Genomic DNA, 18,526 nt, shown 5'->3' on the forward strand with positions numbered 1-18,526 from the left:
CGGGGGTACCGGCACATGCGCACACGACACTCCGTACGACCCGTCCAGGCCCTGGCCGGCCTCCTGTTGGCCTCGGCACTCGCGCTCGCCGGGTGCAGCGGCGCCGCGAGCGAGAAGAGCTCCAGCGACACCGCGGCGGGCGCCGGCGCCAAGGCGGACGCCCCGGACGCCGCCCAGCAGGAGGGCGCGTCCGGCAGCGGCAACGCCCGGAACACCAAGACGGCACCCAAGCTCACCGCGAGCAGCATCATCCGTACGGCGTCCCTGTCGGTGCGGGTCAAGGACGTACCGAAGGCGCTCGACGAGGCCCGCACCACCACCGAGAACGCGGGCGGGTTCGTCGGCAACGAGTCCACCAGCCGCGACGGACAGGGCCACGAGCGCACCCGGGTCGTCCTGCGCGTGCCCAGCGACAAGTACGACGAGGTCCTCGCCGACCTGGAGGGCGCGGGCAAGCTCCTGGAGCGGACCGCGAAGGCGCAGGACGTCACCGACCAGGTGGTGGACGTGGAGAGCCGCATCGCCTCGCAGCGGGCCAGCGTGGCACGCGTGCGTGAACTGATGGACCGGGCCACCAAGCTCAGCGATGTGGTGCAGCTGGAGGGCGAGTTGAGCACCCGCGAGTCCGACCTGGAGGCGCTGCTCGCCCAACAGGCCTCCCTGAAGGACCGCACCAGCCTGGCCACCATCACCCTGTCCCTGTCGCAGACCCCGGTCGCGAAGGCCGCCGCGAAGGACGACAGCCCCGGCTTCGTGGACGCCGTGGCGGGCGGCTGGCACGTCTTCGTGACGATGCTGCGCTGGATCGCCCTGGCGCTCGGCGCGGTCCTCCCGTTCGCGGCCGTGGTGGCGCTGGCACTCGTCCTGTGGCTGCGTCTCGTACGGCCGCGTCGGGCCGCGACCGTGCCGGCGGTCACCGGAGCGAGCGCTCCGCCGGAGGAAGGCGGGCAGGACTGAAATGATCGGTCCCCGTAGCGTGTTCGCATGAGCATGAGCCGTGCGAGGGGTACCCGGGAACGACTGGTCGTCATCGGAGGCGACGCCGCGGGCATGTCCGCGGCGTCGCAGGCACGTCGCCTCAAGGGACCGGACGAGCTGGAGATCGTGGCCTTCGAGCGCGGCCACTTCACCTCGTACTCGGCGTGCGGCATCCCCTACTGGGTGGGCGGCGACGTGTCCGCCCCGGAGGAGTTGATCGCCCGCACCCCCGAGGAGCACCGCGAGCGCGACATCGACCTGCGCATGCGCACCGAGGTCGTGGAGCTCGACGTCGCGGGCGGGCGGGTACGCGCGCGTGACGTCGATTCCGGGGCCGAGTCCTGGACGTCGTACGACAAGCTCGTGATCGGGACCGGGGCGCGGCCGGTCCGCCCGGACATGCCGGGTGTGGACGCGCCCGGGGTGCACGGGGTGCAGACGCTCGACGACGGGCAGGCGCTGCTCGACTCGCTGGCACGCACGCGTGGGCGTCGTGCCGTGGTGGTCGGGGCCGGGTACATCGGGGTCGAGATGGCGGAGGCGTTCGTCAACCGCGGGTATGACGTGACCGTCGTCAACCGGGGCAAGGAGCCGATGTCCACGCTCGACCCGGACATGGGGCGGCTGGTGCACAAGGCGATGGAGGGCCTGGGCATCACCATGGTCGACGACGCCCGGGTCACCGAGCTGCTCACCGGGGACGACGGACGGGTGCGGGCCGTGGTCACGGAGGACGCGGAGTACCCGGCGGACGTGGTGGTCCTGGGCATCGGCGTACGGCCCGAGACGACCCTCGCGAAGGCGGCGGGGCTGCCGGTCGGGCAGCACGACGGGTTGCTCACCGACCTGGCGATGCGGGTGCGCGGGCACGAGGACATCTGGGCCGGGGGCGACTGCGTCGAGGTGCTCGACCTGGTCTCCGGGCAGAAGCGGCACATCGCCCTGGGGACCCACGCCAACAAGCACGGGCAGGTCATCGGCACCAATGTGGGCGGCGGATACGCCACCTTCCCGGGGGTCGTCGGTACGGCCGTGAGCAAGGTGTGCGACCTGGAGATCGCCCGTACCGGGCTGCGCGAGAAGGACGCCCACCGCGCGGGGCTGCAATTCGAGGCGGTCACCATCGAGTCGACCAGCCGCGCGGGCTACTACCCCGAGGCCTCCCTCATGACGGTGAAGATGCTCGCCGAACGCCGAACCGGCCGTCTTCTGGGCGTGCAGATCGTCGGTCGTGAGGGCGCCGCGAAACGTGTCGACATCGCGGCGGTCGCCCTCACGGCCCGTATGACGGTGGAACAGATGACGGCCCTGGACCTGGGGTACGCCCCGCCGTTCTCACCGGTGTGGGACCCGGTCCTGGTGGCGGCCCGCAAGGCGGCCGCCAAGATCCAGGCGAGCCCGCGCTGAGCGTGTCTATGCCGTTCCGTTGATGCGGTCTATGGCCTGCCGTGCCTGCTCGGCCGGCGGCCTGGCGGGCAGCGAGGACACCGACGCGCTCGCCGGCATCATCGCGGCGGGCTGTGCCGCCGCCGCGGGCTTCGCGTGGGCGCCCAGCGCGTTGGACCTCAGCCGGTTGCTCACCGCCTCGTCCAGGGTCACCGGCCGCTGCATCTGCGCGGCGAGCCGGCCCGCCTCCTGGCCGAGCCTGGCGACGTCCTCCCAGGGGAGGCGCACCACCAGGGAGATCTCGGCCTCGCCGTCGGGCGTGGCGGTCATCTGAGGAGAAATTCGGTCGTTCATCGCCTGTTCCTCACGTCGTCCCCGCGACACGCCTTCCCCGCGCCGCAGGCGGTTGAGGAGTCATACGCACAGGCGGACGGCGGTGTTCACCGGTTCGCCGCGCGTATCGCGGGCACTAATCCCTTGTGGTCATCCCCGTCCATGACGTGAACCCGGTGCGCCGCACCCCTTGGGTGACGTATGCGCTCATCGCCGCGAACGTGCTCGTCTTCCTGTCCACACCCGGAATGGCGGGTTCTGTGGCGGGCGGCAGCGACCTCTCCCAGCTGTGCCATCTACAGGCGTTCCTGGACCACTACGCGGCCGTACCGCGGGAGTTGATCCACCATCAGATGCCCCAGATCGTCCCGACCGGCGCCGTCCAGGCCGGCCCCGGCGGCCCGGCCTGCGCGGCCGGCCCGCCGGGCTACGACAAGTCGGCGCCCCTGAGCGTCTTCACCGCGATGTTCCTGCACGGCAGCTGGATCCACCTGCTGGGCAACATGCTGTTCCTGATGATCTTCGGCAACAACGTCGAGGACCGCATGGGCCACATCCGCTTCACGCTCTTCTACGTAGCATGCGGTTACGCGGCGGGCTACGGCTTCGCGCTGCTCAACGACAACTCGGCCGACCCGCTGATCGGCGCCTCCGGGGCGATCGCCGGTGTCCTGGGCGCGTATCTGGTGCTGTACACGAAGGCCCGGGTGTGGGTCCTGGTGCCGTTCCTGTTCTTCCTGCCGCTGCGCCTGCCGGCCTGGCTGGTGCTGGGCTTCTGGTTCGTGCTCCAGGCGTTCTACTCGTCCGGCGAGGGCGTCTCCGACGCGGGCACGGTCGCGTACGAGGCGCACGTCGTCGGGTTCCTGGTGGGCATGCTGCTGGCCTGGCCGCTCAAGGCGGGCACGCCCCCGCCGCCGGAACCGCGCGGCCTGCTGTTCGGCAGGCGGGCGAGGCCCCGGCACACGTGGTGAACGCTCCCTAGAGGGCCGTCTCGGTGTGGACGTACTCCACGAGCCGGGTCAGCGCGTCCGGGTCGGTGGACGGCATCACGCCGTGGCCGAGGTTGAAGATGTGCCCCTCCAGGCCCTTCGCCGCGTCGAGCACCTCGCGGGTCTTCGCCTCGACGGCCTCCGTGGGGGCGAACAGGACGGTCGGGTCGAGGTTGCCCTGGAGCGCCTTGCCGGGGCCGACACGGCGGGCTGCCTCGTCCAGCGGGACGCGCCAGTCGACGCCCACGACGTCCGCGCCGGCCTCGCCCATCAGGCCGAGCAGCTCGCCGGTGCCGACGCCGAAGTGGATGCGCGGGACGCCGTAGCCCTCGACGGCCTTGAAGACCTTGGCGGAGGCGGGCAGCGCCGAGCGGCGGTAGTCGGCCGGGGCGAGGGCGCCGGCCCAGGAGTCGAAGACCTGGACGGCGCTGGCGCCCGCCTCGATCTGGACCTTGAGGAAGGCGGCCGTGATGTCGGCGAGGCGGTCGAGGAGGTCGTGCCAGAGCTCGGGGTCGCCGTACATGATCGCCTTGGCGTTCTCGTACGTGCGGGACGGGCCGCCCTCCACGAGGTAGCTCGCGAGGGTGAACGGGGCGCCGGCGAAGCCGATGAGGGGGGTGGAACCGAGCTCGGCGGTCAGCAGGCCGATGGCCTCCGTGACGTAGGAGACGTCCTCGGGGGTGAGGTCGCGGAGCTGGGCCAGGTCGGCGCGGGTGCGGATCGGGTTCTCGACGACCGGGCCGACGCCGGGCTTGATGTCGAGGTCGACGCCGATGGCCTTGAGCGGGACGACGATGTCGCTGAAGTAGACCGCCGCGTCCACCTTGTGCCTGCGCACCGGCTGGAGGGTGATCTCGGCGACCAGCTCGGGGCGCGTGCAGGAGTCGAGCATCGCGATGCCCTCGCGCGCCTTGTGGTACTCCGGCAGCGAGCGCCCGGCCTGCCGCATGAACCACACGGGTGTGTGCGGAACGGGCTCACGCCTGGCCGCCTTCATGAAGGCGGAGTCGTAAGTGGCGGTCGGCTGCTGGCCCGCGGGGCTCTGGTTGGCACTCACGGGGCCAAGTCTCGCACGGCGCCAGAAGGCGATTACACGGTGTGCTGAGCGGAAGAGCGGGTGTCTAGTCCCGCACGATGCCTCCGTTCCCCTTAATCTTCCCGCATGGCTGCGGCTCAGGGACGATTGTCGGATGGCGCTGACGGGATGGACGACTCCAAGGAGGGGGACCGGGATGGGGGCGGGGCGGCTCCGCCGGCTTTCCAGGCGGCGGTCCAGGCCCTGCGGAACAGTCGGCTGAGGCCGCAGATCGAGATCGATCCGACGCCCGCGCCACAGCGGCTCGCGCCCTTCGCGTACGCGCTGGAGGCCGCGGTCGTCGACGGCGACCAGGACCTGGCCGACGGCCGGCTGGTGCTGCTGCACGACCCGGACGGGCACGACGCCTGGCACGGCACGTTCCGGCTGGTGACGCTGGTGCGCGCGGAGCTGGAGCCGGAGATGGCGGCGGACCCGCTGCTGCCCGACGTGTGCTGGTCGTGGCTGACCGGTGCGCTCCAGGCGCGCGGACTGACGTACGGCGAGCCGAGCGGCACCGTCACGCGGGCCAGTTCCCACTACTTCGGCGGGCTGTCCGAACGGCCGTCCGCGTCCCAGATCGAGATCCGTGCCTCGTGGACCCCGCGCGAGGGGCTCGGCGGCGTCCCGGACACGGCGGCGCATCTCGCCTCCTGGTGCGATCTGCTGGCCCAGGTCGCGGGCCTGCCGCCGGCGGGTCCTGGCGACGCGTCCATCGTCACGCTGCCACAGCGCCGGGGACCGCAGTCACGCTGAGCCTCACCCGAGGCCTCACCCGAGACACACCGAGGTCTTACCGATCACTTCCGGTGTCTTTGTCGATACGGCCACTTTCAATCAGGAGTGGCCCATCGAACGAGCCGTTTCGTTCACCGAACGATCGACAGCGTGTCCGAATTGAACTGATTGATACTCACTAAATCGTGATCTTTCTCTAAAGGCCCGCGGGTTTGCTGCCGAAGACGACTGTGACCTTGAAAGTCGTCCCACACCCCAGGAGGCCTGGTGTCCGTTCTCCTCGAGCAGCCCGCAAGCCTGGTCGCCTACCGCCCGAACAAGCCGACCGCCATGGTGGTCGTGGCCGACCCGCGCGTCCGCTCCACCGTCACCCGCCACCTGTGGGCGCTCGGTGTGCGCGACGTCATCGAGGCCTCGTCCGTCGCGGAGGCTCGTCCCCGCATCGGCAACCCCCGCGACATCTGTGTGGCAGACGTCCACCTTCCCGACGGTTCCGGTCTCACCCTGCTCTCCGAGACCAGAGCCGCAGGCTGGCCCAACGGCCTGGCCCTGTCCGCCGCCGACGACATCGGTGCCGTGCGCAACGCCCTCGCGGGCGGCGTCAAGGGCTACGTCGTCACCGGCACCCGTAACAACGTCGGGCTCCCCACCCGACCCGGCGCCGCCCCCATCGGCTCCGCCGCCGCCCGAATGCACCGCCGCCCCCCGGGTTCCCCGAGCCACCCGGGTGGCTACCGCGAACTGTCCGGCCGTGAGGTCGAGGTCCTGCGTCTGGTCGCGGAAGGCCAGTCGAACAAGGCGATCGGCGTCTCCATGGGCCTGTCCGCACTCACCGTCAAGAGCCACCTCGCCCGCATCGCCCGCAAGCTCGGCACGGGTGACCGCGCCGGCATGGTCGCGGTGGCGCTGCGCACCGGAATCATCCACTGACCCTCTCCCGCAACCCCGTCCCCACACCCCCTTCCGCTCCCCTCCCCGCTCCCCCTTCGAGCCGTGAACCGGATCTTTCACTTACCTGACTGGTTTACGACCCCCAGACGCCCGTCGACGGAACGTTCCGTCGGCGGGCGTTGTCCATACACGGATACCCTTGACAGGTGACCGACGCCCAAGAAACCGCAGCAGACAGCTCACTGCGAACCACCGGAGGCGCCCCTCCGGACGACGTCGAACCGGCGCCGATCCCTTTGCTCGAGCCCCGAGAGGGCATTCCGCCCGTGATCGCCGACGAGGACGCCCTCGCCGAGGTGATCGCGGCCTTCGCCGCCGGCACGGGTCCCGTGGCCGTGGACGCCGAGCGCGCGTCCGGCTACCGCTACGGACAGCGCGCCTATCTGGTGCAGCTGCGCCGTGAGGGCGCGGGCACCGCACTGATCGATCCCGTGGCCTGCCCCGACCTGTCGGGCCTCGGTGCGGCCATCTCCGGCGTCGAGTGGGTGCTGCACGCCGCCACCCAGGACCTGCCCTGTCTGCGCGAGATAGGCATGGTGCCGACGCGGCTCTTCGACACCGAGCTGGCGGGTCGGCTCGCCGGATTCCCGCGGGTCGGACTGGGCGCGATGGTCGAGGGTGTGCTCGGTTTCGTCCTGGAGAAGGGGCACTCCGCCGTCGACTGGTCCACCCGCCCGCTGCCCGAACCCTGGCTGCGCTACGCCGCCCTCGACGTCGAACTCCTCGTCGACCTGCGGGACGCCCTGGAGAAGGAGCTCGACCGGCAGGGCAAGCTGGACTGGGCCCGCCAGGAGTTCGACGCGATCGCGGCCGCGCCGCCCGCCGAGCCCCGCAAGGACCCGTGGCGCCGTACGTCCGGGATGCACAAGGTACGGCGGCGCCGGCAGCTCGGTGTCGTACGGGAGCTGTGGCAGACGCGGGACCGGATCGCGCAGCGGCGGGACGTGTCGCCGGGGAAGGTGCTGTCCGACGCGGCGATCGTGGAGGCGGCGCTGGCGCTGCCGCTGGATGTGCAGGCGCTCGCGGCGTTGAACGGGTTCGGGCATCGGATGGGGCGGCGGCAGCTGGAGCAGTGGCAGGCGGCGGTTGATCGGGCGAAGGCCTTGCCCGACTCGGCGTTGCCGCAGCCCGGCCAGCCGGTTACCGGGCCGCCGCCGCCCCGTGCTTGGGCCGACAAGGACCCTGAGGCCGCGGCTCGGTTGTCTGCGGCGCGCGCTGCGGTTTCCGCGGTGGCCGAGGGGCTCAACATGCCTCAGGAGAACCTCATTACTCCGGACACTGTGCGGCGGGTTTGCTGGGAGCCGCCGAAGAGTGTGGATGTGGAGTCTGTGGGTGCTGCGCTTGCCGGGTATGGGGCTCGGGCCTGGCAGGTTGAGCAGGTTGCGCCGGTTTTGGTGGAGGCTTTGACCGCGAAGGCGCCGTAGGGGTTGTGCGTTGTTTTGCGGGTGCGGGTCCGTTGTGGCTGGTCGCGCAGTTCCTCGCGCCCCTTAAAAGAGGCGCGTCAACTGGTCCGGGAACGTCGAGATCGCGCCAAGATCCTTGGGTGACATGTGCAGGCATGTAGGGCGCAAGGGTCTTCGGAGTGTGACGTTCGCCGCTTGGGGCCCCGGGGCTGGGCAGCTTGGTTACCCACAAGTAGCATGGGTTCTGAGCGCGCGCTCAGCGCATCGCGGCAGTGCCGATCCCGCACCCTGGAGGAGAGCCAATCGTGCCTCGTACCGTCAGGGACGTCGTCTTCGTCGACGGCGTCCGCACCCCGTTCGGCAAGGCGGGCCCGAAGGGCATCTATCACGAGACCCGGGCCGACGACCTCGTGGTGAAGGCGATCCGGGAGCTGCTGCGCCGCAACCCCGGACTCGACCCCAAGAAGATCGACGAGGTCGCCATCGCCGCGACCACGCAGATCGGTGACCAGGGGCTGACCCTGGGGCGGACGGCGGGCATTCTCGCCGGGCTGCCGCAGTCGGTGCCCGGTTACTCGATCGACCGTATGTGCGCGGGCGCGCTGACCGCCGTCACGACCACCGCGGGCTCCATCGCCTTCGGTGCGTACGACGCCGTCATCGCCGGTGGTGTCGAGCACATGGGCCGCCACCCCATGGGCGAGGGCGTGGACCCGAACCCGCGGTTCGTGAGCGAGAAGCTGGTCGACGACTCCGCGCTGTTCATGGGCATGACCGCGGAGAACCTGCACGACCGCTACCCGCACATCACCAAGCAGCGCGCCGACGAGTACGCGGTGCGCTCGCAGGAGAAGGCCGCCAAGGCGTACGCCAACGGCAAGATCCAGCAGGACCTGGTGCCGATCTCGGTGCGCAACACCAACGAGCAGGTGGGCGAGACCGGTTGGGGTCTCGTCACCGCCGACGAGCCGATGCGTCCGGGGACGACCCTGGAGAACCTGGCCGGGCTCAAGACGCCGTTCCGTGTGCACGGGCGGGTCACCGCGGGCAACGCGGCCGGTCTGAACGACGGCGCCACGGCGTCGATCATCGCCAGCGAGGACTTCGCGCGCGAGAACAACCTGCCGGTGAAGATGCGCCTCGTGTCGTACGCCTTCGCGGGCGTCGAGCCGGAGGTCATGGGTTACGGCCCGATCCCGGCGACCGAGAAGGCGCTCGCCAAGGCGGGCCTCTCGATCGAGGACATCAACCTCTTCGAGGTCAACGAGGCTTTCGCCGTACAGGTGTTGGCCTTCCTCGACCACTACGGCATCGCGGACGACGACGAGCGCGTCAACCAGTACGGCGGCGCGATCGCCTTCGGTCACCCGCTGGCCTCGTCGGGTGTGCGTCTGATGACGCAGCTGGCCCGGCAGTTCGAGGAGCAGCCGAACGTCCGCTACGGCCTGACGACGATGTGCGTCGGCTTCGGCATGGGCGCCACGGTCATCTGGGAGAACCCGCACTTCGAGGGGGACAAGTGAGCACCACCACCGAGCTTCTGAAGGGTGCGGCCGAGCTGTTCCCCGACGAGGTCGTGACGTCCGCGCACGTCCGACACCTCGAACTGCCTTACAGCGCCGGGCGGTTCGCGCTCATCACGCTGGACAACGGCTTCGACCACACCAAGCCGACCACCTTCGGCCCGGCCTCGCTGGCGAACCTGAACACCGCCATCGACCAGGTCGAGAAGGAGGCGGCGGCCGGCGAGATCGTCGGTGTCGGCATCACCGGCAAGCCGTTCGTCTTCGCCGTCGGCGCGGACCTCAAGGGCGTCGAGCTCCTGAAGAACCACGACGACGCGCTCGCCATCGGCAAGGGCGGCCACGAGGTCTTCAAGCGCCTCGCGGACATCGCGGTACCGACCTTCACGTACTACAACGGCGCGGCCATGGGCGGCGGTGTCGAGGTCGGTCTGCACTGCGAGTACCGCACGGTGTCCAAGCACATCGCGGCGTTCTCGCTGCCCGAGGTCTTCCTCGGCCTCGTCCCCGGCTGGGGCGGCTGCACGCTGCTGCCGAACCTGATCGGCGCGGAGAAGGCCGTCTCGGTGATCATCGAGAACAGCCTGAACCAGAACAAGCAGCTCAAGGGCCAGCAGGTCTTCGACCTCGGGATCGCCGACGCGCTCTTCGAGGGCGCCGACTTCCTGGAGCAGTCGCTGATCTGGACGGCCACCGTCCTCAAGGGTGACGTCAAGGTCGAGCGTCCGGCGATCGACCGCGGCGAGGCCTGGGACCAGGCCGTCGCCAAGGGCCGTCTCGTCGCGGACTCCAAGGTGCACGGCGCGGCCCCGGCCGCCTACCGCGCCCTGGACATCATCGGGGCCGCGAAGAACGGCGACCTCCAGCAGGGCTACGACGCCGAGGACCTGGCCCTCGCCGACCTGATCATGGGTGGCGAACTGCGCGCCGGTATCTACGCGTTCAACCTCGTCCAGAAGCGCGGCAAGCGTCCGGCGGGTGCGCCGGACAAGTCCCTGGCGCGTCCGGTGACGAAGGTCGGCGTGGTCGGCGCGGGTCTGATGGCCTCGCAGCTCGCCCTGCTCTTCCTGCGCCGCCTCGAAGTACCGGTCGTCCTCACGGACATCGACCAGGAGCGCGTCGACAAGGGTGTGGGCTACGTCCACGCCGAGATCGAGAAGCTGCTCGGCAAGGGCCGTATCAACCAGGACAAGGCCAACCGCCTCACGGCCCTGGTCACCGGTGTGCTGGACAAGGCCGAGGGCTTCTCCGACGCCGACTTCATCATCGAGGCCGTCTTCGAGGAGATCGGCGTCAAGCAGCAGGTGTTCGCGGAGGTCGAGGCGGTCGCCCCGGCGCACGCGATCCTCGCCACCAACACCTCCTCGCTGTCGGTGAGCGAGATGGCGTCGAAGCTGAAGAACCCCGAGCGGGTCGTGGGCTTCCACTTCTTCAACCCGGTCGCGATCCTCCCCCTGTTGGAGATCGTGCGCGGCGAGCAGACGGACGACGCCTCGCTCGCGACCGCGTTCGCGGTGGCCAAGAAGCTGAAGAAGACGGCGGTGTTGGTGAAGGACGCCCCGGCGTTCGTCGTCAACCGCATCCTCACCCGCTTCATGGGCGAGATCCAGAACGTCATCGACGAGGGCACCCCGGTCGCCGTCGCGGAGAAGGCCGTGGAGCCGCTCGGCCTGCCCATGTCCCCGCTGGTTCTCCTGGAGTTGGTCGGTCCGGCCATCGGGCTGCATGTCTCGGAGACCCTCAACCGGGCCTTCCCGGACCGCTTCACGGTCTCCCCGAACCTCGCGGCCGTCGTCAAGGCGGGCAAGCGCGGCTTCTACGTCTACTCCGCCGAGAACGGCTTCAAGCCCGAACTCGACCCCGAGGTCGCGGCGTTGCTCCAGCAGGGCGACTCCGTGCTGACCGAGGAGCAGGTGCGGGACCGGGTCCTGGACGCGGTGGCGCAGGAGATCGGGCTGATGCTCGACGAGGGTGTCGTCGCCGAGGCGCAGGACATCGACCTGTGCCTGATCACGGGCGCGGGCTGGCCCTTCCACCTGGGCGGCATCACGCCGTACCTGGACCGCGAGGGTGTCTCGGAGCGGGTGAACGGCAAGCCGTTCCTGGCGCCGGGTGTGGCTAGCGTTCCGGCGTAACTGCCTTCGTACGGACGTGACTTGGTGAGGGCCTCCGCCTTTGGGCGGGGGCCCTCCGTCGTTCCGTGCCCTGGACTACCAGGCCGGCATCACCGGGTAGTGCTCGCAGGTGCCGGAGCAGGGTTCGCGGGACGACAGCGACGTGCGCAGCCAGTTGTCCTCGGGGATGCCGTGCACGCGCAGGGTCAGCGGGGCGGGCGCCGAGTGGATGGCGCTGAACACCGCCACGAACTCGACCGTGTAGGTGCCCGGCCGCCAGTCGTGGGCGTGGGTGACCCGCCAGGTCCCGTCGTCCTGGACGGGTGCCTGGGCGATGAGCCTGCCCTGCTCCAGCACCATGACCTTGGTGACGCCGGGGGCCGCCCTGCCGGAGAAGCGGGGGCGTGGACCGCACCAGGCGTTCGGCCTCGGGCCCACGATCTGCGGCGGGTCCAGCCGGTCGAGGACGTGGAAGTCCGCGGCGGAGGTCCGGGAGACGTTGTTGCCCGCGACCCCGAGCACCTCGACGGTGTGCGGACCGGCCGGCCAGTTGACGACCCGGCGCCACTGCCAGGTCCCGGAGGGTGCGACGGAGGTGCCGCCGAGGTAGCGGCCCTGCTCGTAGAAGAGGACGTAGTCGGTCCCGTCCGGTGCCTTGCCGGTCAGTCTGCGGGCGGCGCCGACCAGTTCGGCGGGCGCGGGCGAGGTGAAGACCGGCGGGTCCGGCAGGCTCGGCTGCATGGTGAGGGCCAGTTCGGGGCGGCTCACGGTGAACTCGGCGAGGACCGCGGGGAACGTGTCGGGGGCCAGCCGCTGCGGGTCGACCATGTCACGCGGCAGGGCCGGGTCGTCCAGGACGGACGCGGCCAGCCGGCGGGCCACCTCGCGCGCTCCCGCCTCGTTGAAGTGGCTGGAGTCGATGATGCCGTCGGGGTGGTTCGGGTGCTCGCCCGGATCCAGCCAGCGGAAGAGCCGGCGGGCCCGGGTGGGGCCGAGTTCGGCGAGCATCGTCGTGGTGAACGCGGTCATGTCGATCAGCGCGGCGCCCGTCTCGGCCGCGGCCTCGCGCATGAGTTCGGGGTATCCGTCATGGGTGTCCAGGACGTTCCCGGCCTCGTCGAAGGTGCAGCGCGCCGAGGGTGTGACCAGCACGGGGAGGGCTCCCTCGGACTGGACGGCCTCGGCGTACAGACGCAGGTACTCCTTGAACTCGCGTGGCCCGTGGTGGCGTTCGGGCTGGTTGACGCGCTGCTCGACGTTGCCGAAGGCGATGAGGACCAGGTCGCCGGGGTTGAGGACGGAGAGGAGGGTGGCGAGGCGCTCGGTGAAGTAGCCGCGCAGCGTCATGGCGTCCCGGGCGTAGTTGCGCACCTCGTAGTCGCCGCCCAGGAACGCGCCGAGGTACTGGCCCCAGCCGGCGAGCGGTGCCTCCTCCTCGGTCCGCGAGGCGGCCACCGAGTTCCCGATGATGCAGATCTTCCTCATGTGTTCCTCACGTCTTCCTGATGTCCCCGGCCGGTGTCGGAGCCGGTCACACGATCACCGGGGGTCCGAAGCCGTCGGCCACGTCCGGCGTGTTCTGCCGCAGCACCCGCAGCCGCGCGTCGGTGCCGAGCAGCGCCACCACGACCCGGCCCGCGTGGTCCAGGGCGAGGGCGGGCGGACGGGCGATCAGCACATCGTGGTCGAACCAGTCCGGTGCCTGCGGCCGGCCCTGCGTGGGCAGGACCGCGAGGCTCAGCCGGTTGTGGGCGTTGCGGCGGGCGAGGACGAGGGTGTCGTGCCGGTCGGTCAGTTGCCGCAGTACCGCGATCCGGCCGGTCCCGCCGTGTCCGCCCAGCCGTTCGGCGTGTGCGTTCCACCGGCCGTCGGGCCGCTGCCGTACGCACATCACCTCGCCGGAGTCCTCCTCGCGGTAGAAGAACGCCATCCGGGAGCGGCCGATCTGCACGGGGGTGAGGCCGCCGGCGGGCCGCCAGGCGTCCGGGTCGGCCGTCGTCACTCCGTCCTGGAGCTGGTACGGGCCGTACACGTCCTCCTGGTACCAGTGCACGCCGCCGACGCGGTTCGCGGCGAACAGCTGGATGCGGCCGGTGGACTTCAGGACCGCGGTGAGGCAGTCCTGCATGCCGCGGCCGCCCAGGTCCTCCCAGTCGGCCCACCCCTCGCCGGTCTCGCGGCGGGCGCTGATCCCGGATCCGAAGTTCCGCATGAAGACGTGCAGCCGTCCCGAGGGGTCGGCCACGGCCTCGGGCACGCCGATCTCCCGGCAGCGCCGCCAGTCCTTCGACCGCGCGTTGGGGTTGCCGACCTCCTCCCAGGGCGCCACCGCCCCGGTGTGGGCCTGCCGCCACATCCGGACGACCTCCACGTCCACCTGACCGCCCGGCCCCGGTGTCCGGCGCAGACCGACGAGGTGCACCCCGCCGGTGCGGTCCGGGGCGACGGACAGGGCCGGCGTCAGACCGGCCCCGGGCAGGAAGGCGGGCCGGCCCCAGTTGTCGCCGCCCGGCACGCCCTCGGTCCAGACCGTGACCCGGCCGCCGAGCACGGCGTACGCGGCGAGCCGGCCGTCGGCCTGGAGGTGGAGCCAGTCGGTGCCGCCCTCGTAGCGGGCCCGGGTGCTCCAGCCGTAGCGGCGGATGTCGGAGCCGTCGGACAACTGCCGGTCGCCGCAGTGGCGGTGGCGGCAGTCGTGTCCGTCGGCCGACGTGTAGACCTCGACCACGCGCTTCTTCTCGGCCCAGGCGTGCTCGGTGAGGTTGCTGGGCCAGAGCTTGTTGCCGTAGCCGACGCAGTGGTCGACCAGCGGGGGCACGCCGCCCTCCGCGATGTAGTGCTCCAGGGCGGCCAGCGCGAACTGGGCCGTCGCGGTGTGGTCCTGGTGGTCGCTGGACGTCGGTCCCCGCTTCTCGTCCCAGGCCGTGTGCCAGGGGTCGGGGTCCATGGTCCAGAAGTGGTCGGGCCGCGTGTGGCGGAGCACCTCGACGAGGGAGCCGAGCAGCGCGTCCCGGGTGACTTCCTGCGGCTGTTGCAGCGGCGACTCCGCGGCGTTCAGGGTGAGTTGGGCGCCTACCTGCCCGGTCCACAGGGTGGTCAGCCGGGCCGGCGGACGGTCGGCCGTGAACCCGTGCTGGGCGTCGACCATGCGCAGCCCGAGGAAGAACAGCTGGACGTGAGATGTCCGGGACCCGCATGGACCACTACGTCGAGGTCGACTTCGCCGGCTTCAAGAACCTGGTGGACGCGATAGGCGGCGTGACCGTCACCGTCGACCAGGACATCCACGACACCTCCAGCGGCCTCGACCTGACCGCGGGCACCCACCGGCTCAACGGCACCCAGTCCCTCGAGTTCGTCCGCACCCGGCACGGCATCGGCGACGGCAGCGACCTCGGCCGCATCGGCCTCCAGCAGAAGTTCATGCTGGCCCTGCTCACCGAGATCCAGAAGCAGGACCTGCTGGGCAGCCCGGTCAAGGCGTACAAGATCGCCGACCAGATGACCGCCGCGCTCACCACCGACTCCGAACTCGCCTCGCTCACCAAGCTCGCGGAGTTCGGCCGCAGCCTGAACGGCGTCAACCCGTCCACCATGGAGACGATCATGCTCCCGGTGGCGTACGACAAGGTCGACCCGAACCGGGTGGTGGCGGCGCAGCCGCAGGCGTCGACGCTGTGGAAGGCGGTCCGCACCGACTCGACGATCCCCGAGTCGGCGAAGAAGTCACCGGCCACGGGCGGGACTTCGTCCTGACGGGGCGGAAGGGCTCCAGGGGAAAGAGCAACTGAGGCGCGGTGCCTGCCAGTTGGTCAGACCTCCCGCCACGCCTCCAACGCCAGCCCCGCCTCCGCCTTCCGCCGTGTGACGAGCAGTTGGCCGGTGGACGGCGACACCGTCGCCGCGGCCACCCGCTCGTCCTCGTCCAGGGTCAGCGACACCTCGGCGTCCGCCGGGAGTTGGGGGCCCGACTCGGTCCACCAGGCACCGGCCGACTCCTGTTCCGTGGGGTACGCGGCGAAGGCGACCCGGCCGCTGGCCGAGCGCTGGGCGAGCAACGTGCAGTCGTGGCCGTCGAGTTCGCAGCGGACCGCGGAGACCGGGCCGGGGCCGGCGGAGGGGAGGAGCGTGATCGGCTTGGTGCCGGGGCGCCAGGCGCAGAGGTCGCCGGAGTCGTCGGTGTAATAGAGGGTGGTGCTCTGCGGAGAGGTGGCCAGGGCGCGAAGTGTGCCGGGGCGGATCCTGGCCTCCATCGCCTCCTCCAGCACCGGCTGTTCGCCCGGCTCCAGTTGGCGCCAGTGCAGGATCGCGCCCGGCACCGCCGCGTACAGCTCGACCGTACCGGACTCCCCCGTCACCGCCGCCAGGTCCTCGTGGACGTCGGTCCCCTTGAGGTCGCGCCACGGGTCCCAGCCGCCCTTCTCCTTCTGGGCCAGCATGCTCACCCCGCCCCCGGCGTTGCGCACGAAGACATGGGCGCGGCCCTCCGCGTCGACCGCGACCGCCGGTACACCGGTGCGGTCGCCCTTCTTGTCCGGGTGGCCGATCGGGCTCCAGTCGAGGGCCGCGAGCCGGGGGCGGAAGTGCGTGGAGTGGACCAGCCCGGACTCGTCGGCCCGCGTGGGGCGCCAGGACACCAGGTGGGCGTAACCGTCCGCGCCCTGCCCGACACCGAGCAGACCCGGATGCAGCTTCTGGTCGCCACCGACCTTGCGCGGGGCGTTCCAGAGGCCGCCGGGGCCGCGTTCCGCCCGGCACAGGACGGCGTCGCCCGAGGGTAGATACACACTGAGCCGGCCGTCGCGGCCGCGCATGAGCCAGTCGCCGTTCACCGCTTCACTGTAATTGGGGCGGGTGCTTCCACGCGGGGCACCCCCTGCCCGCGTCTCCTGAGCACTCCCCGCCCGCATGCGACCCTTGCCCCATGGACGAGTTCACTCCCCTGCTCGTGATCGTCGACGGCGCGAACGTCGTCGGGTCGGTGCCCGACGGCTGGTGGCGCGATCGCAAGGGTGCCGCCGAGCGCCTCCGCGACCGGCTCGCGAGCGACGGTCTGCCGGGCCGCACGGACCCCGTGGAACTCGTCCTCGTCGTGGAGGGCGCGGCCCGTGGCGTGGCGTCCGTTCCGGGCGTACGGGTGGACTCGGCACCCGGCAGCGGCGACGACCGGATGGTCGAACTGGTCGCCGAGGCCGACGGCCGCCCGTGCCTGGTGGTCACCGCGGACCGTGAACTGCGGCGCAGGGTCACGGAGTTGGGCGCCGAGGTCACCGGGCCGCGCAGCGTACGCGGCTGACCTGTACGCCGGACGGCCCCGCAAGTCCCTTCGCGGAGGGGGGACTTACGGGGCCGGACGATCAACTGGGTTGATCAAGAAGGAACTACGAGGCGTTTCCGCTCGGCGGCGCCGCCGACTCGCGTGCCTCCGCCGCCTGTTGCAGGCCCAGGCGGCTGTGCGTACGGCCGTAGAAGTAGTACACGAGGAAGCCGATCGCCATCCAGATGGCGAAGCGGAGCCAGGTCTCGGCGGGGAGGTTGAGCATCAGCCAGAGGGAGGCCAGGACCGAGACGATCGGGAGGGCCGGGACCAGGGGGGTGCGGAAGGAGCGGGGCAGGTCCGGGCGGGAGCGACGGAGGATGACCACGCCGATCGCGACCACGATGAAGGCGAACAGCGTGCCGATGTTGACCAGTTCGGCCAGTTCGCTGAGGCTCGTGAAGCCCGAGACGATCGCGATGACCACGCCGAGGAGGATGGTCGGGCGGTACGGCGTGCGGAAGCGCGGGTGGACGTGCGAGAAGAAGCGCGGCAGCAGTCCGTCCCGGCTCATCGCGAAGAAGACGCGGGCCTGGCCCAGCAACAGGATCATGCACACCGTCGTCAGGCCGATCGCGGCACCGAAGCTGATCAGGCCCGCGAACCACGGGTGTCCGGTGGCCTTGAACGCGTCGGCGAGCGGCGCGTCGATCGAGAGCGAGCTGTACTTCTGCATGCCGGTCACGACGACCGCGACGGCGACGTACAGCGTGGTGCAGATGATCAGTGAGCCGAGGATGCCGCGCGGGACGTCGCGCTGCGGGTTGCGGGTCTCCTCGGCGGCGGTGGCGACGACGTCGAAGCCGATGAAGGCGAAGAAGACCACGGAGGCGGCGGTGAAGATGCCCATGACGCCGAAGTTGGAGGGCGCCCAGCCGAACATCAGCTGGATGAGGGGGGCTTTGAGGTTGCCGCCCGCCTCCACCGACTGCGCCTTGGGGATGAACGGCTTGTAGTTGTCGCCCTTGATGAAGAAGGCGCCGGCGACGATCACCACGAGGACGACGGCGACCTTGATGGCGACGACGACCGAGGTGACCCGCGCGGAGAGCTTCATGCCGAGGACGAGGATCGCGGTGAGGACGAGGACGAGCCCGGCGGCGAGGATGTCGAAGCCGAAGCCGTGGGCGCCGTCCCGGCCGCTGAGCGCCTCGGGCAGCTGCCAGCCCGCGTTGTCCAGCAGCGAGTGGATGTACCCGGACCAGCCGACGGCCACCACCGCCGTACCGAGGGCGAGTTCGAGGACCAGGTCCCAGCCGATGATCCAGGCGGGGAACTCGCCGAGCGAGGCGTACGAGAAGGTGTACGCCGAGCCCGCGACCGGGACCGTGGACGCGAACTCGGCGTAGCAGAGCGCCGCGAGGGCACAGACGACGCCGGCGACGACGAAGGACAGGGCCACCGCGGGGCCGGCGGTGTTCTTGGCGGCCGTGCCGGTGAGGACGAAGATGCCGGTGCCGATGACGACGCCGACGCCGAACACGGTCAGATCCAGGGCCGAGAGGGATTTTCTGAGCGCGTGCTCGGGTTCCTCGGTGTCCTTGATGGACTGTTCGACTCTCTTCGTCCGGAAGAGTGTGCTGCTCACGGGTGTACCTCCCACGCTTGGCGTCCTCGACATGATCGAGAGGGGGCGTTGTGCGTATGCCCCGACGCGGGCGGGTTCACGCGAATGGGCCGCTTCCACCACTGCAAAGAGTGGTGGAAGCGGCCCGTTCA

The 18,526-nt window shown here is 70.8% G+C and carries 15 protein-coding genes and 1 pseudogene; 10 read left to right on the forward strand and 6 right to left on the reverse strand.

Going from position 1 to position 18,526, the window contains the following annotated elements:
* Positions 1 to 15 precede the first annotated feature (15 nt).
* Positions 16 to 957, forward strand: a complete 942-nt coding sequence (locus tag OG714_RS14055; protein WP_406121015.1) for a DUF4349 domain-containing protein — start codon at positions 16 to 18, stop codon at positions 955 to 957.
* Between the two features lie 27 nt (positions 958 to 984).
* On the forward strand, positions 985 to 2,385 hold the full coding sequence (locus OG714_RS14060; RefSeq protein WP_406121017.1) for an FAD-dependent oxidoreductase: 1,401 nt from the start codon (positions 985 to 987) through the stop codon (positions 2,383 to 2,385).
* Between the two features lie 6 nt (positions 2,386 to 2,391).
* On the opposite strand, the gene OG714_RS14065 is transcribed toward OG714_RS14060, so the two are convergent.
* On the reverse strand, positions 2,392 to 2,718 hold the full coding sequence (locus OG714_RS14065) for a hypothetical protein (RefSeq protein WP_406121019.1): 327 nt from the start codon (positions 2,716 to 2,718) through the stop codon (positions 2,392 to 2,394).
* A gap of 125 nt (positions 2,719 to 2,843) precedes the next feature.
* On the opposite strand from OG714_RS14065, the gene OG714_RS14070 reads away from it, so the two are divergent.
* Positions 2,844 to 3,668: a rhomboid family intramembrane serine protease gene (locus tag OG714_RS14070; protein ID WP_406121021.1), complete on the forward strand. Its 825-nt coding sequence runs from the start codon at positions 2,844 to 2,846 to the stop codon at positions 3,666 to 3,668.
* A 7-nt stretch (positions 3,669 to 3,675) separates the two neighbouring features.
* Here OG714_RS14070 and hemE read toward each other — a convergent pair whose 3' ends face one another.
* Complete coding sequence (gene hemE / locus OG714_RS14075) at positions 3,676 to 4,743, reverse strand: uroporphyrinogen decarboxylase (protein WP_406121023.1); 1,068 nt, start codon at positions 4,741 to 4,743, stop codon at positions 3,676 to 3,678.
* Positions 4,744 to 4,890: 147 nt separating this feature from the next.
* Here hemE and OG714_RS14080 point away from each other — a divergent pair, with 147 nt between their 5' ends.
* The 5 genes from OG714_RS14080 (at position 4,891) to OG714_RS14100 (ending at position 11,511) form a co-directional block, all read left to right on the forward strand.
* Positions 4,891 to 5,517, forward strand: coding sequence for a DUF3000 domain-containing protein (locus tag OG714_RS14080; protein WP_406121025.1), 627 nt, complete (start codon positions 4,891 to 4,893; stop codon positions 5,515 to 5,517).
* Between the two features lie 249 nt (positions 5,518 to 5,766).
* Positions 5,767 to 6,429, forward strand: a complete 663-nt coding sequence (locus OG714_RS14085) for a response regulator transcription factor (protein ID WP_019063311.1) — start codon at positions 5,767 to 5,769, stop codon at positions 6,427 to 6,429.
* Between the two features lie 167 nt (positions 6,430 to 6,596).
* Complete coding sequence (locus tag OG714_RS14090) at positions 6,597 to 7,874, forward strand: HRDC domain-containing protein (protein ID WP_406121027.1); 1,278 nt, start codon at positions 6,597 to 6,599, stop codon at positions 7,872 to 7,874.
* Positions 7,875 to 8,158: 284 nt separating this feature from the next.
* Entirely contained in the window at positions 8,159 to 9,376 is a 1,218-nt protein-coding gene (locus tag OG714_RS14095) for a thiolase family protein (RefSeq protein WP_406121029.1), read from the forward strand.
* Entirely contained in the window at positions 9,373 to 11,511 is a 2,139-nt protein-coding gene (locus OG714_RS14100; protein ID WP_406121031.1) for a 3-hydroxyacyl-CoA dehydrogenase NAD-binding domain-containing protein, read from the forward strand. The genes OG714_RS14095 and OG714_RS14100 overlap by 4 nt, the downstream gene beginning before the upstream one ends.
* Before the next feature lie 75 nt (positions 11,512 to 11,586).
* Here the strand turns inward: OG714_RS14100 and OG714_RS14105 are convergent, their stop codons facing one another.
* Together OG714_RS14105 and OG714_RS14110 are read right to left on the reverse strand one after the other, a co-directional pair.
* The gene (locus OG714_RS14105) at positions 11,587 to 12,975 is read right to left on the reverse strand and encodes a GDSL-type esterase/lipase family protein (protein ID WP_406121033.1); all 1,389 of its coding nucleotides are present in this window, start codon (positions 12,973 to 12,975) and stop codon (positions 11,587 to 11,589) included.
* 46 nt (positions 12,976 to 13,021) lie between these two features.
* The gene (locus OG714_RS14110) at positions 13,022 to 14,638 is read right to left on the reverse strand and encodes an LmbE family protein (RefSeq protein ID WP_406121035.1); all 1,617 of its coding nucleotides are present in this window, start codon (positions 14,636 to 14,638) and stop codon (positions 13,022 to 13,024) included.
* Between the two features lie 29 nt (positions 14,639 to 14,667).
* Here OG714_RS14110 and OG714_RS14115 point away from each other — a divergent pair.
* Positions 14,668 to 15,246: pseudogene (locus OG714_RS14115) on the forward strand (LCP family protein); the annotation flags it as partial.
* A 56-nt stretch (positions 15,247 to 15,302) separates the two neighbouring features.
* Here the strand turns inward: OG714_RS14115 and OG714_RS14120 are convergent.
* Positions 15,303 to 16,322, reverse strand: a complete 1,020-nt coding sequence (locus OG714_RS14120) for a hypothetical protein (RefSeq protein ID WP_406121037.1) — start codon at positions 16,320 to 16,322, stop codon at positions 15,303 to 15,305.
* A gap of 92 nt (positions 16,323 to 16,414) precedes the next feature.
* Between OG714_RS14120 and OG714_RS14125 the strand changes: the two genes are divergently transcribed.
* Positions 16,415 to 16,786 carry an NTP pyrophosphohydrolase gene (locus tag OG714_RS14125; RefSeq protein ID WP_406121039.1) on the forward strand — a complete coding sequence of 124 codons (372 nt, stop codon included), beginning with the start codon at positions 16,415 to 16,417 and terminating at the stop codon, positions 16,784 to 16,786.
* 85 nt (positions 16,787 to 16,871) lie between these two features.
* Here OG714_RS14125 and OG714_RS14130 read toward each other — a convergent pair whose 3' ends face one another.
* Positions 16,872 to 18,395: an amino acid permease gene (locus tag OG714_RS14130; RefSeq protein WP_406121041.1), complete on the reverse strand. Its 1,524-nt coding sequence runs from the start codon at positions 18,393 to 18,395 to the stop codon at positions 16,872 to 16,874.
* Positions 18,396 to 18,526: the final 131 nt, after the last annotated feature.

This window comes from Streptomyces sp. NBC_00989 (assembly GCF_045162655.1).
In the GTDB taxonomy this organism is placed as follows: domain Bacteria; phylum Actinomycetota; class Actinomycetes; order Streptomycetales; family Streptomycetaceae; genus Streptomyces.

Excerpts from the sequence above, each read along its gene's own strand:
- OG714_RS14080 (WP_406121025.1), top strand. The coding sequence starts at position 4,891 with ATGGACGACTCCAAGGAGGGGGACCGGGATGGGGGCGGGGCGGCTCCG.
- OG714_RS14110 (WP_406121035.1), bottom strand. The coding sequence starts at position 14,638 with ATGGTCGACGCCCAGCACGGGTTCACGGCCGACCGTCCGCCGGCCCGG.
- OG714_RS14055 (WP_406121015.1), top strand. The coding sequence starts at position 16 with ATGCGCACACGACACTCCGTACGACCCGTCCAGGCCCTGGCCGGCCTC.
- OG714_RS14125 (WP_406121039.1), top strand. The coding sequence starts at position 16,415 with ATGGACGAGTTCACTCCCCTGCTCGTGATCGTCGACGGCGCGAACGTC.
- OG714_RS14060 (WP_406121017.1), top strand. The coding sequence starts at position 985 with ATGAGCATGAGCCGTGCGAGGGGTACCCGGGAACGACTGGTCGTCATC.
- OG714_RS14105 (WP_406121033.1), bottom strand. The coding sequence starts at position 12,975 with ATGAGGAAGATCTGCATCATCGGGAACTCGGTGGCCGCCTCGCGGACC.
- OG714_RS14065 (WP_406121019.1), bottom strand. The coding sequence starts at position 2,718 with ATGAACGACCGAATTTCTCCTCAGATGACCGCCACGCCCGACGGCGAG.